The organism is Bradyrhizobium australafricanum (assembly GCF_020329495.1).
GTDB classification, from domain to species: domain Bacteria; phylum Pseudomonadota; class Alphaproteobacteria; order Rhizobiales; family Xanthobacteraceae; genus Bradyrhizobium; species Bradyrhizobium australafricanum.
Map to the genome: position 1 here is coordinate 53906 of NZ_JAGKJL010000047.1, position 16878 is coordinate 70783.

At 66.6% G+C, this 16878-nt stretch carries 15 protein-coding genes; 9 read left to right on the top strand and 6 right to left on the bottom strand.

Annotation, left to right across the window (positions count from 1 at the left end; translation table 11 throughout):
• Positions 1-57 precede the first annotated feature (57 nt).
• The 6 genes from J6525_RS32615 to J6525_RS32640 all read left to right on the top strand — a co-directional run bounded on the left by J6525_RS32615 (position 58) and on the right by J6525_RS32640 (position 10076).
• Positions 58-1062 (top strand): AAA family ATPase, encoded by a 1005-nt coding sequence (locus J6525_RS32615; RefSeq protein ID WP_225647786.1) that lies wholly within the window; start codon positions 58-60, stop codon positions 1060-1062.
• A complete protein-coding gene (locus tag J6525_RS32620; protein WP_092085831.1) occupies positions 1062-2003 on the top strand; it encodes a DUF58 domain-containing protein in 942 nt (313 codons plus the stop codon). Before J6525_RS32615 ends, J6525_RS32620 begins: the two co-directional genes overlap by 1 nt.
• Positions 2003-4813, top strand: coding sequence for a DUF4159 domain-containing protein (locus tag J6525_RS32625; RefSeq protein ID WP_092085953.1), 2811 nt, complete (start codon positions 2003-2005; stop codon positions 4811-4813). The genes J6525_RS32620 and J6525_RS32625 overlap by 1 nt, the downstream gene beginning before the upstream one ends.
• A 120-nt stretch (positions 4814-4933) precedes the next feature.
• Entirely contained in the window at positions 4934-6997 is a 2064-nt protein-coding gene (locus tag J6525_RS32630) for a hypothetical protein (RefSeq protein WP_092085833.1), read from the top strand.
• A 164-nt stretch (positions 6998-7161) separates the two neighbouring features.
• Positions 7162-7584: a DUF2946 family protein gene (locus J6525_RS32635; protein ID WP_225647787.1), complete on the top strand. Its 423-nt coding sequence runs from the start codon at positions 7162-7164 to the stop codon at positions 7582-7584.
• A gap of 122 nt (positions 7585-7706) precedes the next feature.
• Positions 7707-10076: a TonB-dependent receptor gene (locus tag J6525_RS32640; protein WP_092085837.1), complete on the top strand. Its 2370-nt coding sequence runs from the start codon at positions 7707-7709 to the stop codon at positions 10074-10076.
• Positions 10077-10256: 180 nt separating this feature from the next.
• On the opposite strand, the gene J6525_RS32645 is transcribed toward J6525_RS32640, so the two are convergent.
• The 3 genes from J6525_RS32645 to J6525_RS32655 all read right to left on the bottom strand — a co-directional run bounded on the left by J6525_RS32645 (position 10257) and on the right by J6525_RS32655 (position 11727).
• Positions 10257-10574, bottom strand: coding sequence for an EthD family reductase (locus J6525_RS32645; protein ID WP_038386021.1), 318 nt, complete (start codon positions 10572-10574; stop codon positions 10257-10259).
• A gap of 112 nt (positions 10575-10686) precedes the next feature.
• Entirely contained in the window at positions 10687-11199 is a 513-nt protein-coding gene (locus tag J6525_RS32650) for a GNAT family N-acetyltransferase (protein ID WP_092085839.1), read from the bottom strand.
• A 39-nt stretch (positions 11200-11238) separates the two neighbouring features.
• Positions 11239-11727, bottom strand: coding sequence for an NUDIX domain-containing protein (locus J6525_RS32655; protein WP_016839736.1), 489 nt, complete (start codon positions 11725-11727; stop codon positions 11239-11241).
• A 147-nt stretch (positions 11728-11874) separates the two neighbouring features.
• On the opposite strand from J6525_RS32655, the gene J6525_RS32660 reads away from it, so the two are divergent.
• A complete protein-coding gene (locus J6525_RS32660) occupies positions 11875-12762 on the top strand; it encodes a metallophosphoesterase family protein (RefSeq protein WP_092085841.1) in 888 nt (295 codons plus the stop codon).
• Here the strand turns inward: J6525_RS32660 and J6525_RS32665 are convergent.
• The 3 genes from J6525_RS32665 to J6525_RS32675 all read right to left on the bottom strand — a co-directional run bounded on the left by J6525_RS32665 (position 12759) and on the right by J6525_RS32675 (position 14519).
• A complete protein-coding gene (locus tag J6525_RS32665; RefSeq protein WP_225647788.1) occupies positions 12759-13502 on the bottom strand; it encodes a glycine-rich domain-containing protein in 744 nt (247 codons plus the stop codon). The genes J6525_RS32660 and J6525_RS32665 overlap by 4 nt on opposite strands.
• A gap of 21 nt (positions 13503-13523) precedes the next feature.
• Positions 13524-14099, bottom strand: coding sequence for a hypothetical protein (locus J6525_RS32670; RefSeq protein ID WP_076826141.1), 576 nt, complete (start codon positions 14097-14099; stop codon positions 13524-13526).
• Positions 14100-14309: 210 nt separating this feature from the next.
• On the bottom strand, positions 14310-14519 hold the full coding sequence (locus J6525_RS32675; RefSeq protein ID WP_016839740.1) for a DUF4170 domain-containing protein: 210 nt from the start codon (positions 14517-14519) through the stop codon (positions 14310-14312).
• A 429-nt stretch (positions 14520-14948) separates the two neighbouring features.
• Between J6525_RS32675 and J6525_RS32680 the strand changes: the two genes are divergently transcribed.
• A complete protein-coding gene (locus tag J6525_RS32680) occupies positions 14949-16391 on the top strand; it encodes a helix-turn-helix domain-containing protein (protein WP_092085845.1) in 1443 nt (480 codons plus the stop codon).
• Between the two features lie 275 nt (positions 16392-16666).
• A partial coding sequence (locus tag J6525_RS32685) for a transposase (RefSeq protein ID WP_225647790.1) occupies positions 16667-16878 on the top strand: 212 nt, incomplete at its 3' end.

The window sequence follows — 16878 nt, forward strand, 5'->3', positions numbered from 1 at the left end:
ACGACAGATGATGACGTCGCGCCGATGTGCGCGCATCGTCAAAAAGGAGCGGATCGAATGGCTGGTGCAGACAGCGTCGAGAAACTGGAGGATGTGATCGTCCGTTCGGCCGAGCAGGTCGCGGGCCAGATCAAGGCCGCCAAGGAAGCGGTCTCCACCGTCATCTTCGGCCAGGAGCAGGTGATCGAAAACACCCTGGTGACGATTCTGTCGGGCGGCCACGCGCTGTTGATCGGCGTGCCCGGCCTCGCCAAGACCAAGCTGGTCGAGACCCTCGGCGTCACGCTCGGCCTCGATGCCAAGCGCATTCAGTTCACCCCCGACCTGATGCCGTCGGACATTCTCGGCGCCGAAGTGCTCGACGAGAGCTCGGCGGGCAAGCGTTCGTTCCGCTTCATCGCAGGTCCCGTGTTCGCGCAGTTGCTGATGGCCGACGAGATCAACCGCGCCAGCCCGCGCACCCAGTCGGCGCTGCTGCAAGCCATGCAGGAGCAGCACATCACCATTGCCGGCGCGCGGCATGATTTGCCAAAGCCGTTCCACGTGCTCGCGACACAGAACCCGCTGGAGCAGGAAGGCACCTATCCGCTGCCCGAGGCGCAGCTCGACCGCTTCCTGATGGAAATCGACGTCGACTATCCCGACCGCGACGCCGAGCGGCGCATCCTGTTCGAAACCACCGGCGCAGAAGAGGCAGCGGCCAAGCCGTCGATGGACGCCGAGACGTTGCTCACCGCGCAACGCCTGGTGCGGCGGCTGCCGGTCGGTGATTCCGTGGTCGAGGCGATCCTGACGCTGGTCCGCGCCGCGCGTCCCGGCACCGAGGGCGGCGGGGCCGGCAAGCTGATCGCATGGGGCCCGGGTCCGCGCGCCAGCCAGGCCTTGATGCTCGCGGTGCGCGCCCGTGCATTGCTCGACGGGAGACTCGCGCCGTCGATCGACGACGTGCTCGATCTCGCCGAGCCCGTGCTCAAGCACCGCATGGCGCTGACCTTCTCGGCGCGCGCCGAGGGTCGCACCATTCCCGACGTGATCAAGCAACTGAAGACCCGGATCGGTTGATGGCCGCAGACAACAGGCACCAGAACGAGGAGATCCTTGCGGTTCGACGTGCCGATGGCGAAAGCCGAACGCTCGCCGCATCGCTGCCGCGTCTGGTGCTTGAGGCCCGCCGTGTCGCCGCCAACGTCATCCATGGCCTGCACGGCCGCCGCCGCGCCGGGTCGGGCGAGAATTTCTGGCAATACCGCCGCTTCGTCTCCGGCGAGCCGTCGCAGCGCGTCGACTGGCGCCGCTCGGCACGCGACGACCATCTCTATGTCCGCGAGCAGGAGTGGGAAGCCGCGCACACGGTGTGGATCTGGCCCGACCGCTCGCCGTCGATGGCCTTTGCCTCGCGCGAGGCGCGCGACAGCAAGCTGGAGCGCGGACTGATCGTAGCCTTCGCGCTCGCAGAGTTGCTCGTTGCGGGCGGAGAACGCGTCGGCATTCCCGGCCTGCTGAATCCGACGGCAAGCCTCAACGTGATCGACAAGATGGCGGAAGCGATGTTGCACGACGAGAAGACGCGCGCGAGCCTGCCGCCGTCCTTCGTGCCGTCGTCGCTGGCCGAAGTCGTCGTGTTGTCGGATTTCTGGTCGCCGATCACGGAGATCACGGCGATGCTGGCCGGGCTTTCCTCCTCCGGCGCGCACGGCACCCTGATCCAGGTCGTCGATCCCGCCGAAGAGACCTTTCCCTATTCCGGCCGCGTCGAATTCGTCGAGCCGGAGATCGGCAGCGTCATCACCGCGGGCCGCGCCGAGAGCTGGGCGAGCGACTATGTCGCCCGGGTCGCACTGCATCGCGACCAGATCCGCGGCGAGACCAACCGGCTCGACTGGCTGTTCTCGACCCACACCACCAGCCGCTCCGCGGCCGAGCTGCTGTTGTTCCTGCATGCCGGCATGATGGTGAGCAAGGGCGGCGGCCGCTCAACCGTCAAGGCGGGACGCAGCGCATGATCGCAGGCCTCCCCCTCTCCTTTGCCGAACCGCTGCTGCTGCTGGGGCTGGTCAGCCTGCCGGTGCTGTGGTGGCTGTTGCGCGTGATGCCGCCGCGGCCGCGCCGGATCGAGTTTCCGCCGACGCGGCTGTTGTTCGACATCGCGCCCAAGGAGGAGACGCCGTCGCGCACGCCGTGGTGGCTGACGCTGCTGCGGCTCGCCGCCGCCGCGCTCGTCATCTTCGCCGCTGCCGGCCCGATCTGGAATCCGCAGACCGGCGTTGCCGCCGGCAAATTGCCGCTGGTGATCCTGCTCGACGACGGCTGGAGCGCGGCCTCGAGCTGGGACGCGCGGATCAGGGCCGCCGACGAACTGATCGCCAACGCCGACAGCGACCGCCGCGGCGTCGCGCTGGTGCCGCTGTCCGAGCCCGCGCGCGACATCACGCTGATGCCAGCCGGCGCCGCGCGCGTCGCGCTGCGCCAGTTCGCGCCGAAGCCCTACTCGGTCGATCGGGTTGAAACCCTCGGCGCGCTTGGACGTTTCCTCAAGTCGACCGGCGACTGCGACATCGCCTGGCTGTCCGACGGCGTCGACACCGGACGCGGCAGCGAATTCACCGAGGGGCTCGGCAAGGTGATCGAGAGCCGCAATCTGACGATCTATGCGGGCGGAGCGCAGTCGGCGCAGGCGCTGGTCGCGGCCGAGAACGCCGCCGCCAAGATGACGGTGAAGGTGCTGCGCACCGAGAGCGGCATCGCGGCGGGAACGGTGCGCGCGGTCGACGCCAAGGGCTCGCCGATCGGCGAGGCGCGCTACACATTCGGACCGCAGGATCGCGAGACCGAAGCCGCCTTCGATCTTCCGGTCGAATTGCGCAACGACATCGCACGGCTCGAAATCTCCGGCGAGCATTCGGCCGGCGCCGTGCAGCTGCTCGACCGGCGCTGGCGCCGCCGCGCCATCGGCGTGGTCTCGGGTGCGAGTAACGACACCGCGCAGCCACTGTTGGCGTCGACCTTCTATCTCTCCCGCGCGCTATCGCCATTCGCCGATGTCAGGCTCGGCGATCGCGGCGCGCCACAGCAGGTGATCGGGCAATTCCTCGACCAGCGGCTGCCGATGATCGTGATGGCCGACGTCGGCACGCTGTCGCCGGAGATCCGCGACCGGCTCAATGCCTGGATCGAGCAAGGCGGCGTGCTGGTGCGCTTCGCAGGTCCGCGCCTCGCCCAGGCCGATGACGACCTCGTTCCCGTCAAGCTCCGCCGCGGCGGACGCACGCTCGGCGGCAGCCTGACCTGGGAGAAGCCGCAGCACATGGCCTCGTTCGCCGCCGATGGCCCGTTCTCGGGCCTCACCGTGCCGAAGGACATCACCGTCAACCGCCAGGTGCTGGCCGAGCCCGACGCCGTGCTCTCGACCAAGAGCTGGGCCTCGCTGGAGGACGGTACGCCGCTGGTCACCGGCGAGCGTCGCGGCAAGGGCGTGGTCAGCCTGTTCCATGTCGGCGCCGACATGCGCTGGTCGGATCTGCCGATGTCCGGCACCTTCGTCGAGATGCTGCGTCGGCTGATCGACATGTCCGGCTACACCTCGAAGCCCGGCCCCGGCGTCGCCAGCGATCCCAATGCCGAGACGGTTGCGCCGCTGCGCACACTCGACGGCTTCGGCGTCTTCGGCCCGCCGCCCTCGAGCGCCAAGCCGATGTCGGCGGACTATCGCGATCGTGGCACTGCCGACCATCCGCCCGGCTTCTACGGCACTGCCGAGAGCCCGATCGCGGTCAACACGCTCGCCTCCGCCGATCGCATCGCGCCGCTCGACACCTCGGCCCTGCGCGCGACGCGTGCGAGCTACACCAACGCCGAACCGCGCGATTTGCGCGGCATCATGCTGTCGACGGCGCTGGCGCTGTTCCTGCTCGATGCGATCGTGGTGGCCATGCTCGGCGGCGGCCTTGCCGCGCTGATCCGGCGGCGCGCGGCACCGGCCATGCTCGCGTTGGCCTTCATCCTTGCGACCACGATGGTGCCCTCGCCGAGCCGTGCGCAGAACGCCAGCAGCGACGACTTCGCCATCAAGGCGGTGTCGCAGACGCGGCTGGCCTACGTCGTGACCGGCAATGCCGACGTCGATTCCATCGTCAAGGCGGGGATGTCCGGACTGACGCTGTTCCTCGGACAGCGCACCGCGCTGGAAGCCGGCGATCCCGTCGGCATCGATCCCGCGCGCGACGAGCTGGCGTTCTTTCCCCTGATCTATTGGCCGATCGTGCCGGGCGCGCCGAAGCCGCCGCAGGACGCCATCAACAAGATCGACGCCTACATGAAGCAGGGCGGCACCGTCATCTTCGATACCCGTGATGCCGTCGAAGCGCCGCCGGGTGACAACGGCTCATCGCAAACGCCCGGCATGCAGACGCTGCGCGAATTGCTGTCGACCCTCGACGTGCCGGAGCTCGAGCCGGTGCCGCGCGAGCACGTGCTGACCAAGACGTTTTATCTGCTGCGCGACTTCCCCGGCCGCTTCAACTCCGGCCAGACCTGGGTCGAGGCGCTGCCGCGCGAGGACGACGACGAGGCTGCGCAGCGCCCGGCGCGCGGCGGCGATGGCGTCTCGCCGATCATCATCACGTCGAACGACCTCGCCGGCGCCTGGGCGATCCGCCCCGACGGCCAGCCGATGCTGCCGCTGACGCCGGGCGAGCCGCGCCAGCGCGAATTCGCCTTCCGGGCCGGCGTCAACATCGTGATGTACACGCTGACCGGCAACTACAAGGCCGACCAGGTGCACGCGCCTGCCTTGATCGAGCGGCTGGGACAATAGAGATGCAAGTGCTTCAGCTGCCAACACCGTCATTCCGGGATGGTCCGAAGGACCAGACCCGGAATCTCGAGATTCCGGGTTCGATGCTTTCGCATCGCCCCGGAATGACGGAGTGACGTCATGAACTACGGTATCGCGTTCACACCGCTGGTTCCTTCGCTCGTGCTGTGGCTTGCGCTCGGCGCGATCGTCGTCATTGCCGTACTGCTGCTGGTGTCGCGCGCGCGGGGCGCCGCGGTGCGGGTCGCGGCGCTGGCGCTGATCCTGCTGGCACTGGCCAATCCCTCCTTCACCCGCGAGGACCGCGAGCCGCTGTCCTCGGTCGCTGCCGTCGTGGTCGACAAGAGCCCGAGCCAGAATTTCGGCACGCGCAACCAGGAGACCGACAAGGCGCGGCAGGCGCTGGTCGACAGCCTGAAGCAGATCAAGGGCCTCGAGGTCCGCGTCGTCGAGGCCGGTCAGGCCGATGGCGAGACCGATGGCACAAAACTGTTCGGCGCGCTGACGTCGGCGCTGTCGGACGTTCCGGTCGAGCGCGTCGCCGGCGCCTTCATGATCACCGATGGCCGCGTGCACGACATTCCCGCCAACGCCCAGGCGCTCGGCTTCCAGGCGCCGGTGCATGCGCTGATCACCGGCCGCAAGGACGAGCGCGACCGCCGCATCGCGATCACCGCCGCGCCGCGCTTCGGCATCGTCGGCCAGACCCAGACCATCACCTTTCGGCTCGACGACCAGGGCGTCACCGGCGAGCGCGCCAAGGTCACGATCCGCCGCGACGGCGAAGTGATCAACGAGCGCACGCTGACCAGCGGCCAGACCTCGAGCGTCGACATCGACATCAAGCACGCCGGGCCCAACATCGTCGAGATCGAGGCCTCGCCGCTCGAGAACGAGCTGACGCCGGTCAACAACCGCGCCGTGGTCGCGATCGACGGCGTGCGCGACAAGCTGCGCGTGCTGCTGGTGTCCGGCGAGCCGCATTCCGGCGAACGCACCTGGCGCAACCTCCTGAAGTCCGACCCCAGCGTCGATCTCGTGCACTTCACCATTCTGCGTCCGCCGGAGAAGCAGGACGGCACGCCGATCAACGAGCTGTCGCTGATCGCATTTCCGACCCGCGAGCTGTTCCAGCAGAAGATCAACGAATTCCAGCTGATCATCTTCGACCGCTACGCCCGCCAGGGCGTGCTGCCGATCGCCTATTTCGACAACATCGCGCGCTATGTCCGCGCCGGCGGCGCGGTGCTGGTCTCCGCCGGCCCCGACTACGCCTCGACCACCAGCATCTGGCGCACGCCGCTGGACTCGGTGCTGCCGGCCGAACCGGTCGGCGTGACCGAGAAGCCGTTCTACGCGCATCTGAGCGATGCCGGTAAGCGCCATCCGGTGACGCGCGGGCTGGAAGGCTCGAATGCCGAGCCGCCGCATTGGAGCCGGTTCTTCCGCACCGTCGATACCCGCAACGCGATCAATCCGCCGGTCATGACCGGAGCCGACGGCAAGCCGCTGCTGCTGCTGTCGCGCTTCGGCGAAGGCCGCGTCGCGCTGCTGCTCTCGGACCACATCTGGCTGTGGGCGCGCGGCTACGAGGGCGGCGGCCCGCATCTCGATTTGTTGCGGCGGGTGTCGCACTGGCTGATGAAGCAGCCCGACCTCGACGAAGAGGCGCTGCGCATGCAGGTGCAGGGCAAGGATCTCATGGTGGTGCGCCAGACCATGGCCGACACCGTCTCGCCGGTCACCGTGACGTCGCCGAGCGGCACCACGCATGAACTGACGCTCACCGCCGGCGATCCCGGCGAGTGGCGCGCGACGCTGCCCGCCAACGAACTCGGCCTGTGGCAGGCCACCGACGGCACGCTGAAGGCGCTAATCAATGTCGGCCCGACCAACCCAAAGGAATTCTCGGAGGTCACCTCGACCACCGACATGCTGAAGCCGCTGGCGCAGGCAACCGGCGGCGACGCCCGGCGCATCGTCGACGGTTCGAGCCTCGACATGCCGCGCGTCGTGCCGGTACGCTCCTCCTCGATCTTCCGCGGCGACGGCTGGCTCGGCGTCAAGATGCGCGACGCCAGCGTCGTGAAGGGTGTCGGCGTGCTGCCGATGTTCGCCGGCCTGGTCGGCCTGCTGCTGTTGCTCGGCGCGTTCGCGGCAACATGGCTGCGCGAGGGACGCTGAGTCCGGCCGGGCTCACGTCTGCGTTGCATCAAGCACACACAGGCAATGCATCGACACGGATTGTCTGAACGCCGGTTGACATCGCGCACGCTATCCGATGTTATAATGTAACATCGGGGCGCTGGGATGTTGATGCGCTCCCGATTGGGCGGGCGTCATCAGGCATGCAGTGGTTCCGGCGACACATCAAGACTGGCTCGCGGCTGGCGCTGTTCGCGCTCGCCGTCCAGTTCATGCTGTCGTTCGGGCATTTCCATCCGATCGCGGCTGCGCAAGCGGCGCCCGCAGTCCAGACCGGGCTGTCGCTGGTCGATCTCGCCTATATCGGGACCTCGGCGACGCCGGACCTCGCGGTCCAGGTGACCGGGACGCCACAGCCCGCCAATCCCGACAACGACCGGCATCCGGCCGACAATTGCGCGATCTGCGCCGTCATCTCGCTCGCGAGCAGCATGCTGTTCACGGCGCCGCCGGTGCTGTTGCTGCCGGAAGCCGTCGAGCTTCTGTTCCGAACCACCAATGCCGAATTCCTCCATCTGAAGTCGGCGCCTGCGGCCTTTCATTCCCGCGCCCCTCCCCTGTCCTGACATCGACTGGTTGCTGCACGCCCTGAGCGGACGGCCGCGTCACATGCGGCCTGCTCCAGCGGGGCAAATCGGGATCGATCCGTCATTTCGACGGGCCCTGGATCGGGACTTGGATCGGGACAATGACACTTCAGAAGAAACGAGCATTCCACATCGGGAGCGCGAGCTGGCTATTGCTGGGCGCAATGAGTAGCGGCGCGCTGGCCCAGGAGACGCCGACGCAACTGCCTGACATCACCGTGACGGCGCCGAGCCCGATCCAGCGGCACCGGACTGCGCCGACGCGCACGCCGACCCGTGTTGCTCGGGCTGCGCCGAGCCGCAGCCGCGAACGCGCCGCCGCGGTACAACCGGCGCCCGCAGCGGCGGCGCCAGCACCGCAGCAGGGCGTGCTGCCCGTCGTCACCGATCAGTTCGCCACCGTCACCGTGATCCCGAACGAGGAACTGCGGCGCTCCGGCGCCGCCACGCTCGGCGATCTGCTGTTCTCGAAGCCCGGCATCACCGGTTCGAGCTTCGCCCCCGGCGCATCCAGCCGGCCGATCATCCGCGGCCTCGACGTCAACCGCGTCGGCATTGTCGAGAATGGTCTCGGCGGTGGCGGCGCCTCGGATCTTGGCGAAGATCATTTCGTGCCGATCGATCCGCTCTCGACCAATCAGATCGAGGTGGTGCGCGGCCCGGCCGCGCTGCGTTACGGCTCGACCTCGATCGGCGGCGTAGTGAGCGCCACCAACAACCGCATCCCCGATGCGATGCCGACCTGCACGGCGGCGCCGTTCCAATCCTACGGGCTGCCGGTGAAGGCGCCGCTGGCCGATGCCGGCGGCCCGGGTTGCCTCAATGTCGAGACCCGCACGTCGGTGAGCTCGGTCAATCGCGGCGTCGACGGCGGCATGCTGCTGGACGCCGGCGGCAACAATGTCGCCGTGCATGCCGACGTCTATGGCCGCACCACCAGCGACTACAGCATTCCGAGCTACCCTTATCTGTTCGTCCCGGGCCAGCCGTTCAATGGACGCCAGCCGAACTCCGCGACGCAGTCGGACGGCGCGTCAGTCGGCGCCTCCTATTTCTTCCAGGGCGGCTTTATCGGCGCGGCGATCACCCAGAACGACTCGCTCTACCACATCCCCGGTATCGACGGCGCCGATCACCAGACCCGGATCGACGCGCACCAGACCAAGATCGCGGTCAAGGGCGAGTACCGGCCCGATGCCGCGGCGATCGACGCCGTGCGGTTCTGGGTCGGCGCGACCGACTATCGCCACAACGAGATTGGCCTTGCCGATCCGGCCGATCCATTGAGCGACGGCGTGAGACAGACCTTCACCAACAAGGAGCAGGAGGCGCGCGTCGAGGTGCAGATGATGCCGTTCAACGCGCGCTTCGCCACCGTGACCACGGCATTCGGCCTGCAGGGTGGGCACCAGGAGCTGACCGCCCCGAGTCCGGACGATCCGACCAGCCCGCTCAACGGATTATGGGACCCCAACAAGAACAACAGGGTCGCCGGTTACGTGTTCAACGAGCTGAAGTTCACCGACACCACCAAAGCACAGATTGCCGGGCGGATCGAACACGTCGATCTCTCCGGCACAACGCCGGCCTTCATTCCCCCCGTGTTCGACGTGGCCACCGACCCCGCAAGCATCGGTCCAGCGACACCGCAAAATCCCAGTTTCACACCCAAGAGCGGCAGCATCGGCTTGATCCAGAATCTGCCGTGGGATCTGGTAGCAAGCGCGACCGCCCAATACGTCGAACGCGCGCCGAAACCGGCCGAGCTCTTCTCGCGCGGCCCACACGATGCGACCGGCACGTTCGACATCGGCAATCCCAATCTCGGCATCGAAACCGCAAAATCGATCGAGATCGGATTACGGCGGGCGACCGGACCGCTGCGGTTCGAACTCACCGGCTACTACACCAGGTTCGACGGCTTCATATTCCGCCGGCTGACGGGCAACACGTGTGACGAGAGCGCGTGCCAGCTCGGCCCCGGCCTCGAACTGAACCAGGCGCGCTACTCGCAGCGTGACGCGATCTTCCGCGGCGCCGAATTCCAGAGCCAGTTCGACATCGGCCCGCTCAACGGCGGCATCTGGGGCATCGAGAACCAGTTCGACGTGGTGCGCGCCACCTTCACCGACGGCACCAACGTGCCGCGGATTCCACCGGTGCGGCTTGGCGGCGGCTTCTACTGGCGCGACAGCAACTGGCTGACCCGCATCAATCTGGTGCACGCCTTCGCGCAGAACGACATCGCTGTCATCGGCGAGACCCCGACCGCGGGCTACAATCTCCTCAACGCGGAGATCACCTACAACACCAAGCTGAATTCGTCATGGATCGGCGCGCGCGAGATGACGCTTGGTCTGGTCGGCAACAACCTGCTCAACCAGAACATCCGCAACTCCGTCTCCTATACCAAGGACGAGGTGCTGATGCCGGGCCTCGGCATACGGGCGTTCGCCAACCTGAAGTTCTGAGACGTGCGTATCCCTCTGCCGCCAGCGGCAGAGGGAATTTGCGATCACGTAGCCCGGATGAAGCGCAGCGCGATCCGGGGGGACTGCTCCCGCGGTGAGACTGATCCCGGATTTCGCTTCACTCCATCCGGGCTACGAGCGTCTCTGAAGGGAGCTGCGTAACCTGCTCGGTCTGGACGATCAGTGGCCGACAACGACTTCGCTGATCTGGATCACCGGCTGCTGATCGGTGTAGTTCGGGATGTCGCCCAATATCTCCTGGGCGTGCTTGCCCATGCCGGCCGCGAAGGCCTCAACCGAGTCGCAGAAGATGTGGCACATTCCGACATAGGTTGCAGGTTGCCCCGGCGCGCCGCCGGCGATGCCCTTGTCGACGGTGTAGTATTTGCATGCGTCGCCCAGCCGCGCCTTCACCAGCGGCATGTGCTTGTCGCGATAATAGTCGTGATCAAAGCGTGCGCCTGGATTGTTCGGATACATCACACTGACTTTGATCATGGCGCGCACTCTCCCTGTTGATATGACATGCGCCGGTCTTGTCCCGGCGCTTGCCTCAACTGTGCTTCAGTTTCCGATGGTGCGCAACCGTTCCGGCACCGCTCGCGCGGAGTCAGATCGCCTTGGTCCAGTCCGGCTGGATCGGCCCGGACACACCCTCGAATGCGCCGTCGACCAGTTCCATGACAAGCAGGCGACTGTAATCCACCGGGCCGGGCATGGTCATCCGCCCCTTCGGGACCGGCTTGAAGCCGACCCGCGCGTAGTATGGCTCATCGCCGACCAGCACGATCAGGCGGTGGCCCTTGGCGCGGGCGTCGTTGATCGCACGCTCGAGCAGCGCACGGCCGACGCCGCGGCTGCGGAACGGCGGCTCGACCGTCAACGGCCCAAGCATCAGGGCCGGCGTATCGCCGATCGTGACCGGCAGCTGGCGCACCGAGCCGACCAGCAGCGTGCCGATCCGCGCCGTGAAGGAGACATCGAGCAGATGATCGACATGCTCGCGCAGCCGGTAGGCGCTGAGCACGAAGCGGCCAGGCCCGAAGGTGCGCTCGTGCAGACGCTCGATCGCCTGGGCGTCTTTCGGGGTCTCGGGCAGGATGGTCAGGGACAATTCGGTCATTGTGGGGCGCGGGATAGCATCTGGCGCGGGCGCGGTCCATCACCGCCATGTCGCCGTCGGCGGCTTGCCCTCGAGCACCTCCGCGATCCGCAGCCGCGTGCCCGGGGTGGTCTCGTCAGGCAGATCAGCCGGATCGAAGAAGCCGCAGGCCACGATCTCGCGATTCGGCTCCGGCAGGCGGTCCTGCCGGTAGTTCCTGACGACGTAGACCGCGACATGATCGCGCGGCGAGACGTGGCTGTTGTGGAAGATGCCGTGCAGCACCGGCTCGCCCTTGAGCTCGATCCGCCCCTCCTCCTCCAATTCGCGCCGCAGCGACTCGATAAAACTTTCGCCGACCTCGACCCCGCCGCCGGGCAGGTACCAGCCATGGACGTAGCTGTGCTTGACTAGGAACACCCTGTTGTCGGCATCGAGCACGACGGCACGGACCCCGAGCGTCATGCTGCGGACGAGCCGCCAGTAGAAATGAAACACCCATCTGATCTGCGGCTCGTAGCGCTTGCGTAAATCGAGCAGGACCGTCACTGAACCCTCGACATCATGGTGTTTGATCCGTGCATTGATCCTTGCGCGCCTGCGCAGCTCTTGCCAATACAGGGCAGGACGTTCGGGATAGCACGACATGACCGGCTGCCGGCCACTTTTCGCGGACAATCCGAAGGGATTCGCATGATGGCGGCGTTCCGCCTCGCGCATCTGTCGGACCCGCATTTGCCGCCCCTGCCGGCGGCGCGGCTGCGCGATCTCGCCGGCAAGCGCGCCTTCGGCTACCTGAACTGGACGCGCAACCGTCACAAATATCACCGCCGCGACGTGCTCGACGCGCTGGTGTCGGACATGCAGGCGCAGCAGCCGGACCACATCGCCGTGACCGGCGACCTAGTCAATCTGGCGCTGGACGCCGAGTTCAATCCGGCCCGGCAATGGCTGGAGGGTGTAGGTCCGCCCACCGACGTCACCGTGGTCCCCGGCAACCACGACGCCTATGTGCGCACGACCCGGCATCGCTTCGTCAGTCACTTCGGCGACTATCTGCGCGGCGACGCCGACGGCGCGGCAACGCATTTTCCGTTCGTGCGCCGCCGCGGGCCGCTGGCGCTGATCGGCGTCTCCTCGGCGGTGCCGACCCCGCCGCTGATGGCGACCGGCTGGCTCGGCCATGCCCAGCTCGATGCGCTTGATGCGATCCTCGCACAGCTGTCGCAGGAGGACGCCTTCCGCGTCCTCCTGGTGCATCACCCGCTGCACTCCGACGGCCGCGCCAAGCGCCTGACCGATTCGCATCAGCTGCTGGCGCTGCTCAGGCGCCACGGCGTCGAGCTGGTGCTGCACGGCCACGACCACATCCATTCGACGATGTGGTTCGACGGCCCGGAGCGGAAGATCCCGGCGATCGGCGTGCCGTCGGCATCGGCGCTGGCGCGCAAGCACTATCCGGCGGCGGCCTACAATTTGTTCACGATCGAGCGTGACGGCAATGGCTGGCGCTGCGAGCAGACCGTGCGCGGGCTCGGTGATCACGCCGGCATTCGCGAATTGAAGCAAGCACGACTAGCCTAATCGCCGCCCCCGCCGCCGCCACACCCACCGCCGCAACCGCCGCCGCTGTCACCGCCGCCACCATCGTCACCGCCATCGCTGCCACTGCTCCCGTCGCTGCCGGCATCGCCGAACCCGGCTGACGATCCGTCGATCGACGAGTCGGAGAAATCGCCGCCGCAATAGGGACTGCTGCTACCGATGCCGCTGCGGCGCAGCGCCTCGCAGTCGGTGTGATAGATGAAGCCGTTCGCGATGTTCAGCTTGGCGTCGAGCGCGAACAGCAGCGGCAGCCGGGTCGGCCTGACCGGATCGATGTTCTCGTATTTGCAGCAGTACCACCAGACCCGCCGCAGCCCCTCATTGCTCCTGCGCCGCTCCTTCACCAGAACGACCGCGGGGGTGTGATGCAGGAAGCCGCCGAAGGCGCGGCGGCAGAACGCGTCGTATTCGCGGGTGTAGAGAATGAATTCGTGCCAGAGGTCGTCGGCCGCTTGCGAGGGCATCGAGACGTAACGCTTGCCGCTCATCAGATAGGCGAGGAAGAACTGCCGCAGGCCGCGCGAGACCAGCGCGCTGTCCTTGCGGGTGAAGCCGGGGTGACGCTTCTCGAGCCGCGCCAACAGGCCCGCCGGCCAGTGAAAGGTGCGGATGTATTCGGCGCGACGCAATTTCTGCCACTTGCCGAACAGCACGGCGCTGCCGACCACCGCGGCGGCCGCCAGGACGCCGAAAAATGCCGAGGCGGGTGTTATGACCACGATGCCCCGCCCCTTGAGCGGCTAGAAGTTTTGCAAGCTCGCATACAGCGCGAGACCGAACAGCGCGAGCGCGCCCATGACGAAGCCGAACACGAACATGCCGATCCCGCCGCGGCGCCTCGGCGGCGTCACCGGCACGGGCGGCGGCGCCGGCGGCTCGGCAACCGGAAGCGGCGTTGCCACCATCGCATGCTCGCGCTCGATCAGGCGGCGCGCGACATAATCGGTGACGGCATCGACGATCGCGGCCACGTCATGCGATTCGGCGAGCACGATGCGGCCAAACCTCGTGTCCTGCACGAAGCGGTAGATCCGCTTGTCGCGCCCCATCAGCACATGCGCGACGACGTCGATCCACAGCCGCGGCGTCTCGCCCTGGCTGATGCCGCGGTCGAACAGATCGACCTTGTCCGGCACCTGCGCGAACAGCGGATCGAGCGCATCGTTGAGGATCTCGAGCCGCGCCACCTCGGCGTCGCGCAACTCGACGACGACACCGGTGCGATCGGCCGCCTCGATCCGCGCCCGTCGCAACGCCTCTCGCAGCGTCGGCCGCATCTCGCGCGCCTCGCTGCCGGTGTTCTGCGGATCGGACATGCCTTGCGGTCTCGTGGTGACGGGTTTCCTGCGCATTAACCTATCAGCAACCAAGATGTCCGCAAAGGGCGTTGGTTCCCAAGCACTTAGGCCGCCACTTATCCCCAGATCAAAGACCTGACGCTGTCCCAAAAGCGGTCGACCCCACCCGGATGAACCGGATGGGGCCGCCGTCCTTGGACGTTTTCTTAGCTCTGAAAATTCTGGCGCTCAGGCCGAAACCCGCGACGGCTCCTCGACGATGGAGAAGCGCACGCCGGCCTTGTGGCGGCTCTCTTCCGAGACTTCCTTCCAGCACTCTTCGGCTTCCTTGCGGGTCTTGAACGGACCGCGGACCTGGGCCGAGCCTTCGACGAGCTTGTGGAAGTTCATCGACCCGAACTCGCCGCCGATCACCCAGAAATTGCTGCCCTTGCTCATCGTCAGTCTCCTTCAAAAAATCGGGCTGCCTTTGCCCAGCCGCCTGTACCTTAATTCCCGCAACCTGCTCGCCGGATCGACATTCTTGACAGAGCATTGCGAATTGCGTGTCAGGAGATAAACGCGAAAACGCGAAGTTCGTACAGATGCCTTGTTTTTTATTGGTGATGTCATGTAACATCTGAACTTGTAATAAATGTCGATTTGTAAATTTAGTCACAAAATAGGTCAGGAAGCCTGCCATGCCCGCCGGTTTTTCTTCTCCCTCGCCCCGTTCTTACGGGGAGAGGGTTGGGGTGAGGGGCTGTCTCCGCAGCGAGACTCGCGGAGAGTCCCCCTCACCCGGATCGCATCTGGCGATGCGATCCGGCCTCTCCCCGCGCGCGGGGCGAGGCGGTCAGAATTTGCTGCGGCAATCGAGACCAATCCGTGCCCGGTGAATCCGGAAAGAAGCTGTTCGTCGGTCCGCGCTTCCGGCGGATCCGCCAGCAATTGGGGCTGTCGCAGACCCAGATCGCCGAGGGGCTCGGCATCTCGCCCTCCTACATCAACCTGATCGAGCGCAACCAGCGCCCGGTGACGGCCCAGATCCTGCTGCGGCTGGCCGAGACCTACGATCTCGATTTGCGCGACCTCGCCACCGCCGACGAGGACCGCTTCTTCGCGGAACTCAACGAGATCTTCTCCGATCCCCTGTTCCGCCAGATCGACCTGCCGAAGCAGGAGCTGCGGGACCTCGCCGAACTCTGCCCCGGCGTGACGCACGCGCTGCAGCGGCTCTACGCCGCCTACACCGAGGCGCGCCGCGGCGAGACGCTGGTGGCGGCGCAGATGGCCGACCGCGAAGGCTCGCAATTCGACGCCAATCCGATCGAGCGGGTGCGCGACCTGATCGAAGCCAACCGCAACTATTTTCCGGAGCTCGAGACCGCCGCGGAGAATTTGCGCGACGAGCTCAACGTGCCGACCGAAGGCCTGTTCACGGCGCTGACCACGCGCTTGCGCGAAAAACATTCGATTCTGACCCGCGTGATGCCGGTCGACGTGATGCGCGAGACCCTGCGCCGTTTCGATCGGCACCGCCGGCAGCTCTTGATCTCCGAACTCGTCGACAGCTCCGGCCGCAGCTTCCAGCTTGCACTGCAGATCGGCTTTGTCGAGTGCGGCGCCGCGATCGACACCATCGTCAACCGCGCCGGTCCGCTCGACGACACCGCGCGCCGGCTCTACCGCATCACGCTCGCCAATTACTTCGCAGCCGCCGCAATGATGCCCTATCAGGCGTTTCATTCCGCCGCCGAAGCCTTGAGCTACGACGTCCACGTGCTGGCGCAGCGCTTCAACGCCGGCTTCGAGCAGGTCTGCCACCGCCTCACCACGCTGCAGCGGCCGAACGCGCGCGGCGTGCCGTTCTTCCTGCTCCGCGTCGACAATGCCGGCAACGTGTCGAAGCGGTTCTCCTCCGGCACCTTCCCGTTCTCCAAGTTCGGCGGCACCTGCCCGCTCTGGAACGTGCACTCGACCTTCGACATGCCGGATCGCCTGCTCAGCCAGGTGATCGAATTGCCGGACGGCACGCGCTACTTCTCGATCGCGCAGATGGTGCGCCGGCCGGTGGCGCCCTACCCGCAGCCGCAGCCGCGCTTTGCGATCGGGCTCGGCTGCGAGATCCGTCATGCGGCCAAGCTCGTCTATGCCACCGGCATGGATCTGGAAAAGGTCGAGGGTACCCCGATCGGCGTCAACTGCCGGCTTTGCGAGCGCGAGAATTGCAGCCAGCGCGCCGAGCCGCCGATCACGCGTACCCTGATCCTGGACGAGACGACGCGGCGCGTGTCCTCGTTCGCGTTCTCGAATGCGCGGGAGTTGTGAGCCAAGGATCAATCCACCGATCAATCCACCGCGGCAAAGGCCTTGCACCAGCCGTCCTTGCTGATCGCACCTTCGACCACCTTGCAGCCATCGGGTGCGACGAACAGCGAGCACATCTCCTGCACGAGGCGCTGGTCCGGCGCGGCGCCTGGCCGCCGAAAACGGAGGAGGATTCGACCGAGGACGACGTGCGCTAGGTGGTGTGGACTCTAAGGATTCCCTTTTAGGAGCAAATCAGATTCAAGGCTGCTTTTGGGGAGGCCGCCTTGGGTGTGATGGACCGTTTGGTATTGAGCGACGCGGCGTGGGAGCGGATGGCGCCGTTGATCATAGGGCGGCCCGATCAGAAGGGCTCGACCGGGCGCGACAACCGAATGTTTGTTGAAGGAGTGCTGTGGATCGTGCGTACGGGGTCTCCCTGGCGCGATCTCCCGGAGGTCTTCGGCGATTGGAACAGCGTGTTCCGGCGCTTCAGCCGATGGAGCAT

What these genes read in the sequence shown, in the direction of transcription:
- J6525_RS32615 (WP_225647786.1), top strand. Translation starts at nt 58, where the DNA reads ATGGCTGGTGCAGACAGCGTCGAGAAACTGGAGGATGTGATCGTCCGT.
- J6525_RS32620 (WP_092085831.1), top strand. Translation starts at nt 1,062, where the DNA reads ATGGCCGCAGACAACAGGCACCAGAACGAGGAGATCCTTGCGGTTCGA.
- J6525_RS32630 (WP_092085833.1), top strand. Translation starts at nt 4,934, where the DNA reads ATGAACTACGGTATCGCGTTCACACCGCTGGTTCCTTCGCTCGTGCTG.
- J6525_RS32635 (WP_225647787.1), top strand. Translation starts at nt 7,162, where the DNA reads ATGCAGTGGTTCCGGCGACACATCAAGACTGGCTCGCGGCTGGCGCTG.
- J6525_RS32640 (WP_092085837.1), top strand. Translation starts at nt 7,707, where the DNA reads ATGACACTTCAGAAGAAACGAGCATTCCACATCGGGAGCGCGAGCTGG.
- J6525_RS32645 (WP_038386021.1), bottom strand. Translation starts at nt 10,574, where the DNA reads ATGATCAAAGTCAGTGTGATGTATCCGAACAATCCAGGCGCACGCTTT.
- J6525_RS32650 (WP_092085839.1), bottom strand. Translation starts at nt 11,199, where the DNA reads ATGACCGAATTGTCCCTGACCATCCTGCCCGAGACCCCGAAAGACGCC.
- J6525_RS32660 (WP_092085841.1), top strand. Translation starts at nt 11,875, where the DNA reads ATGGCGGCGTTCCGCCTCGCGCATCTGTCGGACCCGCATTTGCCGCCC.
- J6525_RS32670 (WP_076826141.1), bottom strand. Translation starts at nt 14,099, where the DNA reads ATGTCCGATCCGCAGAACACCGGCAGCGAGGCGCGCGAGATGCGGCCG.
- J6525_RS32675 (WP_016839740.1), bottom strand. Translation starts at nt 14,519, where the DNA reads ATGAGCAAGGGCAGCAATTTCTGGGTGATCGGCGGCGAGTTCGGGTCG.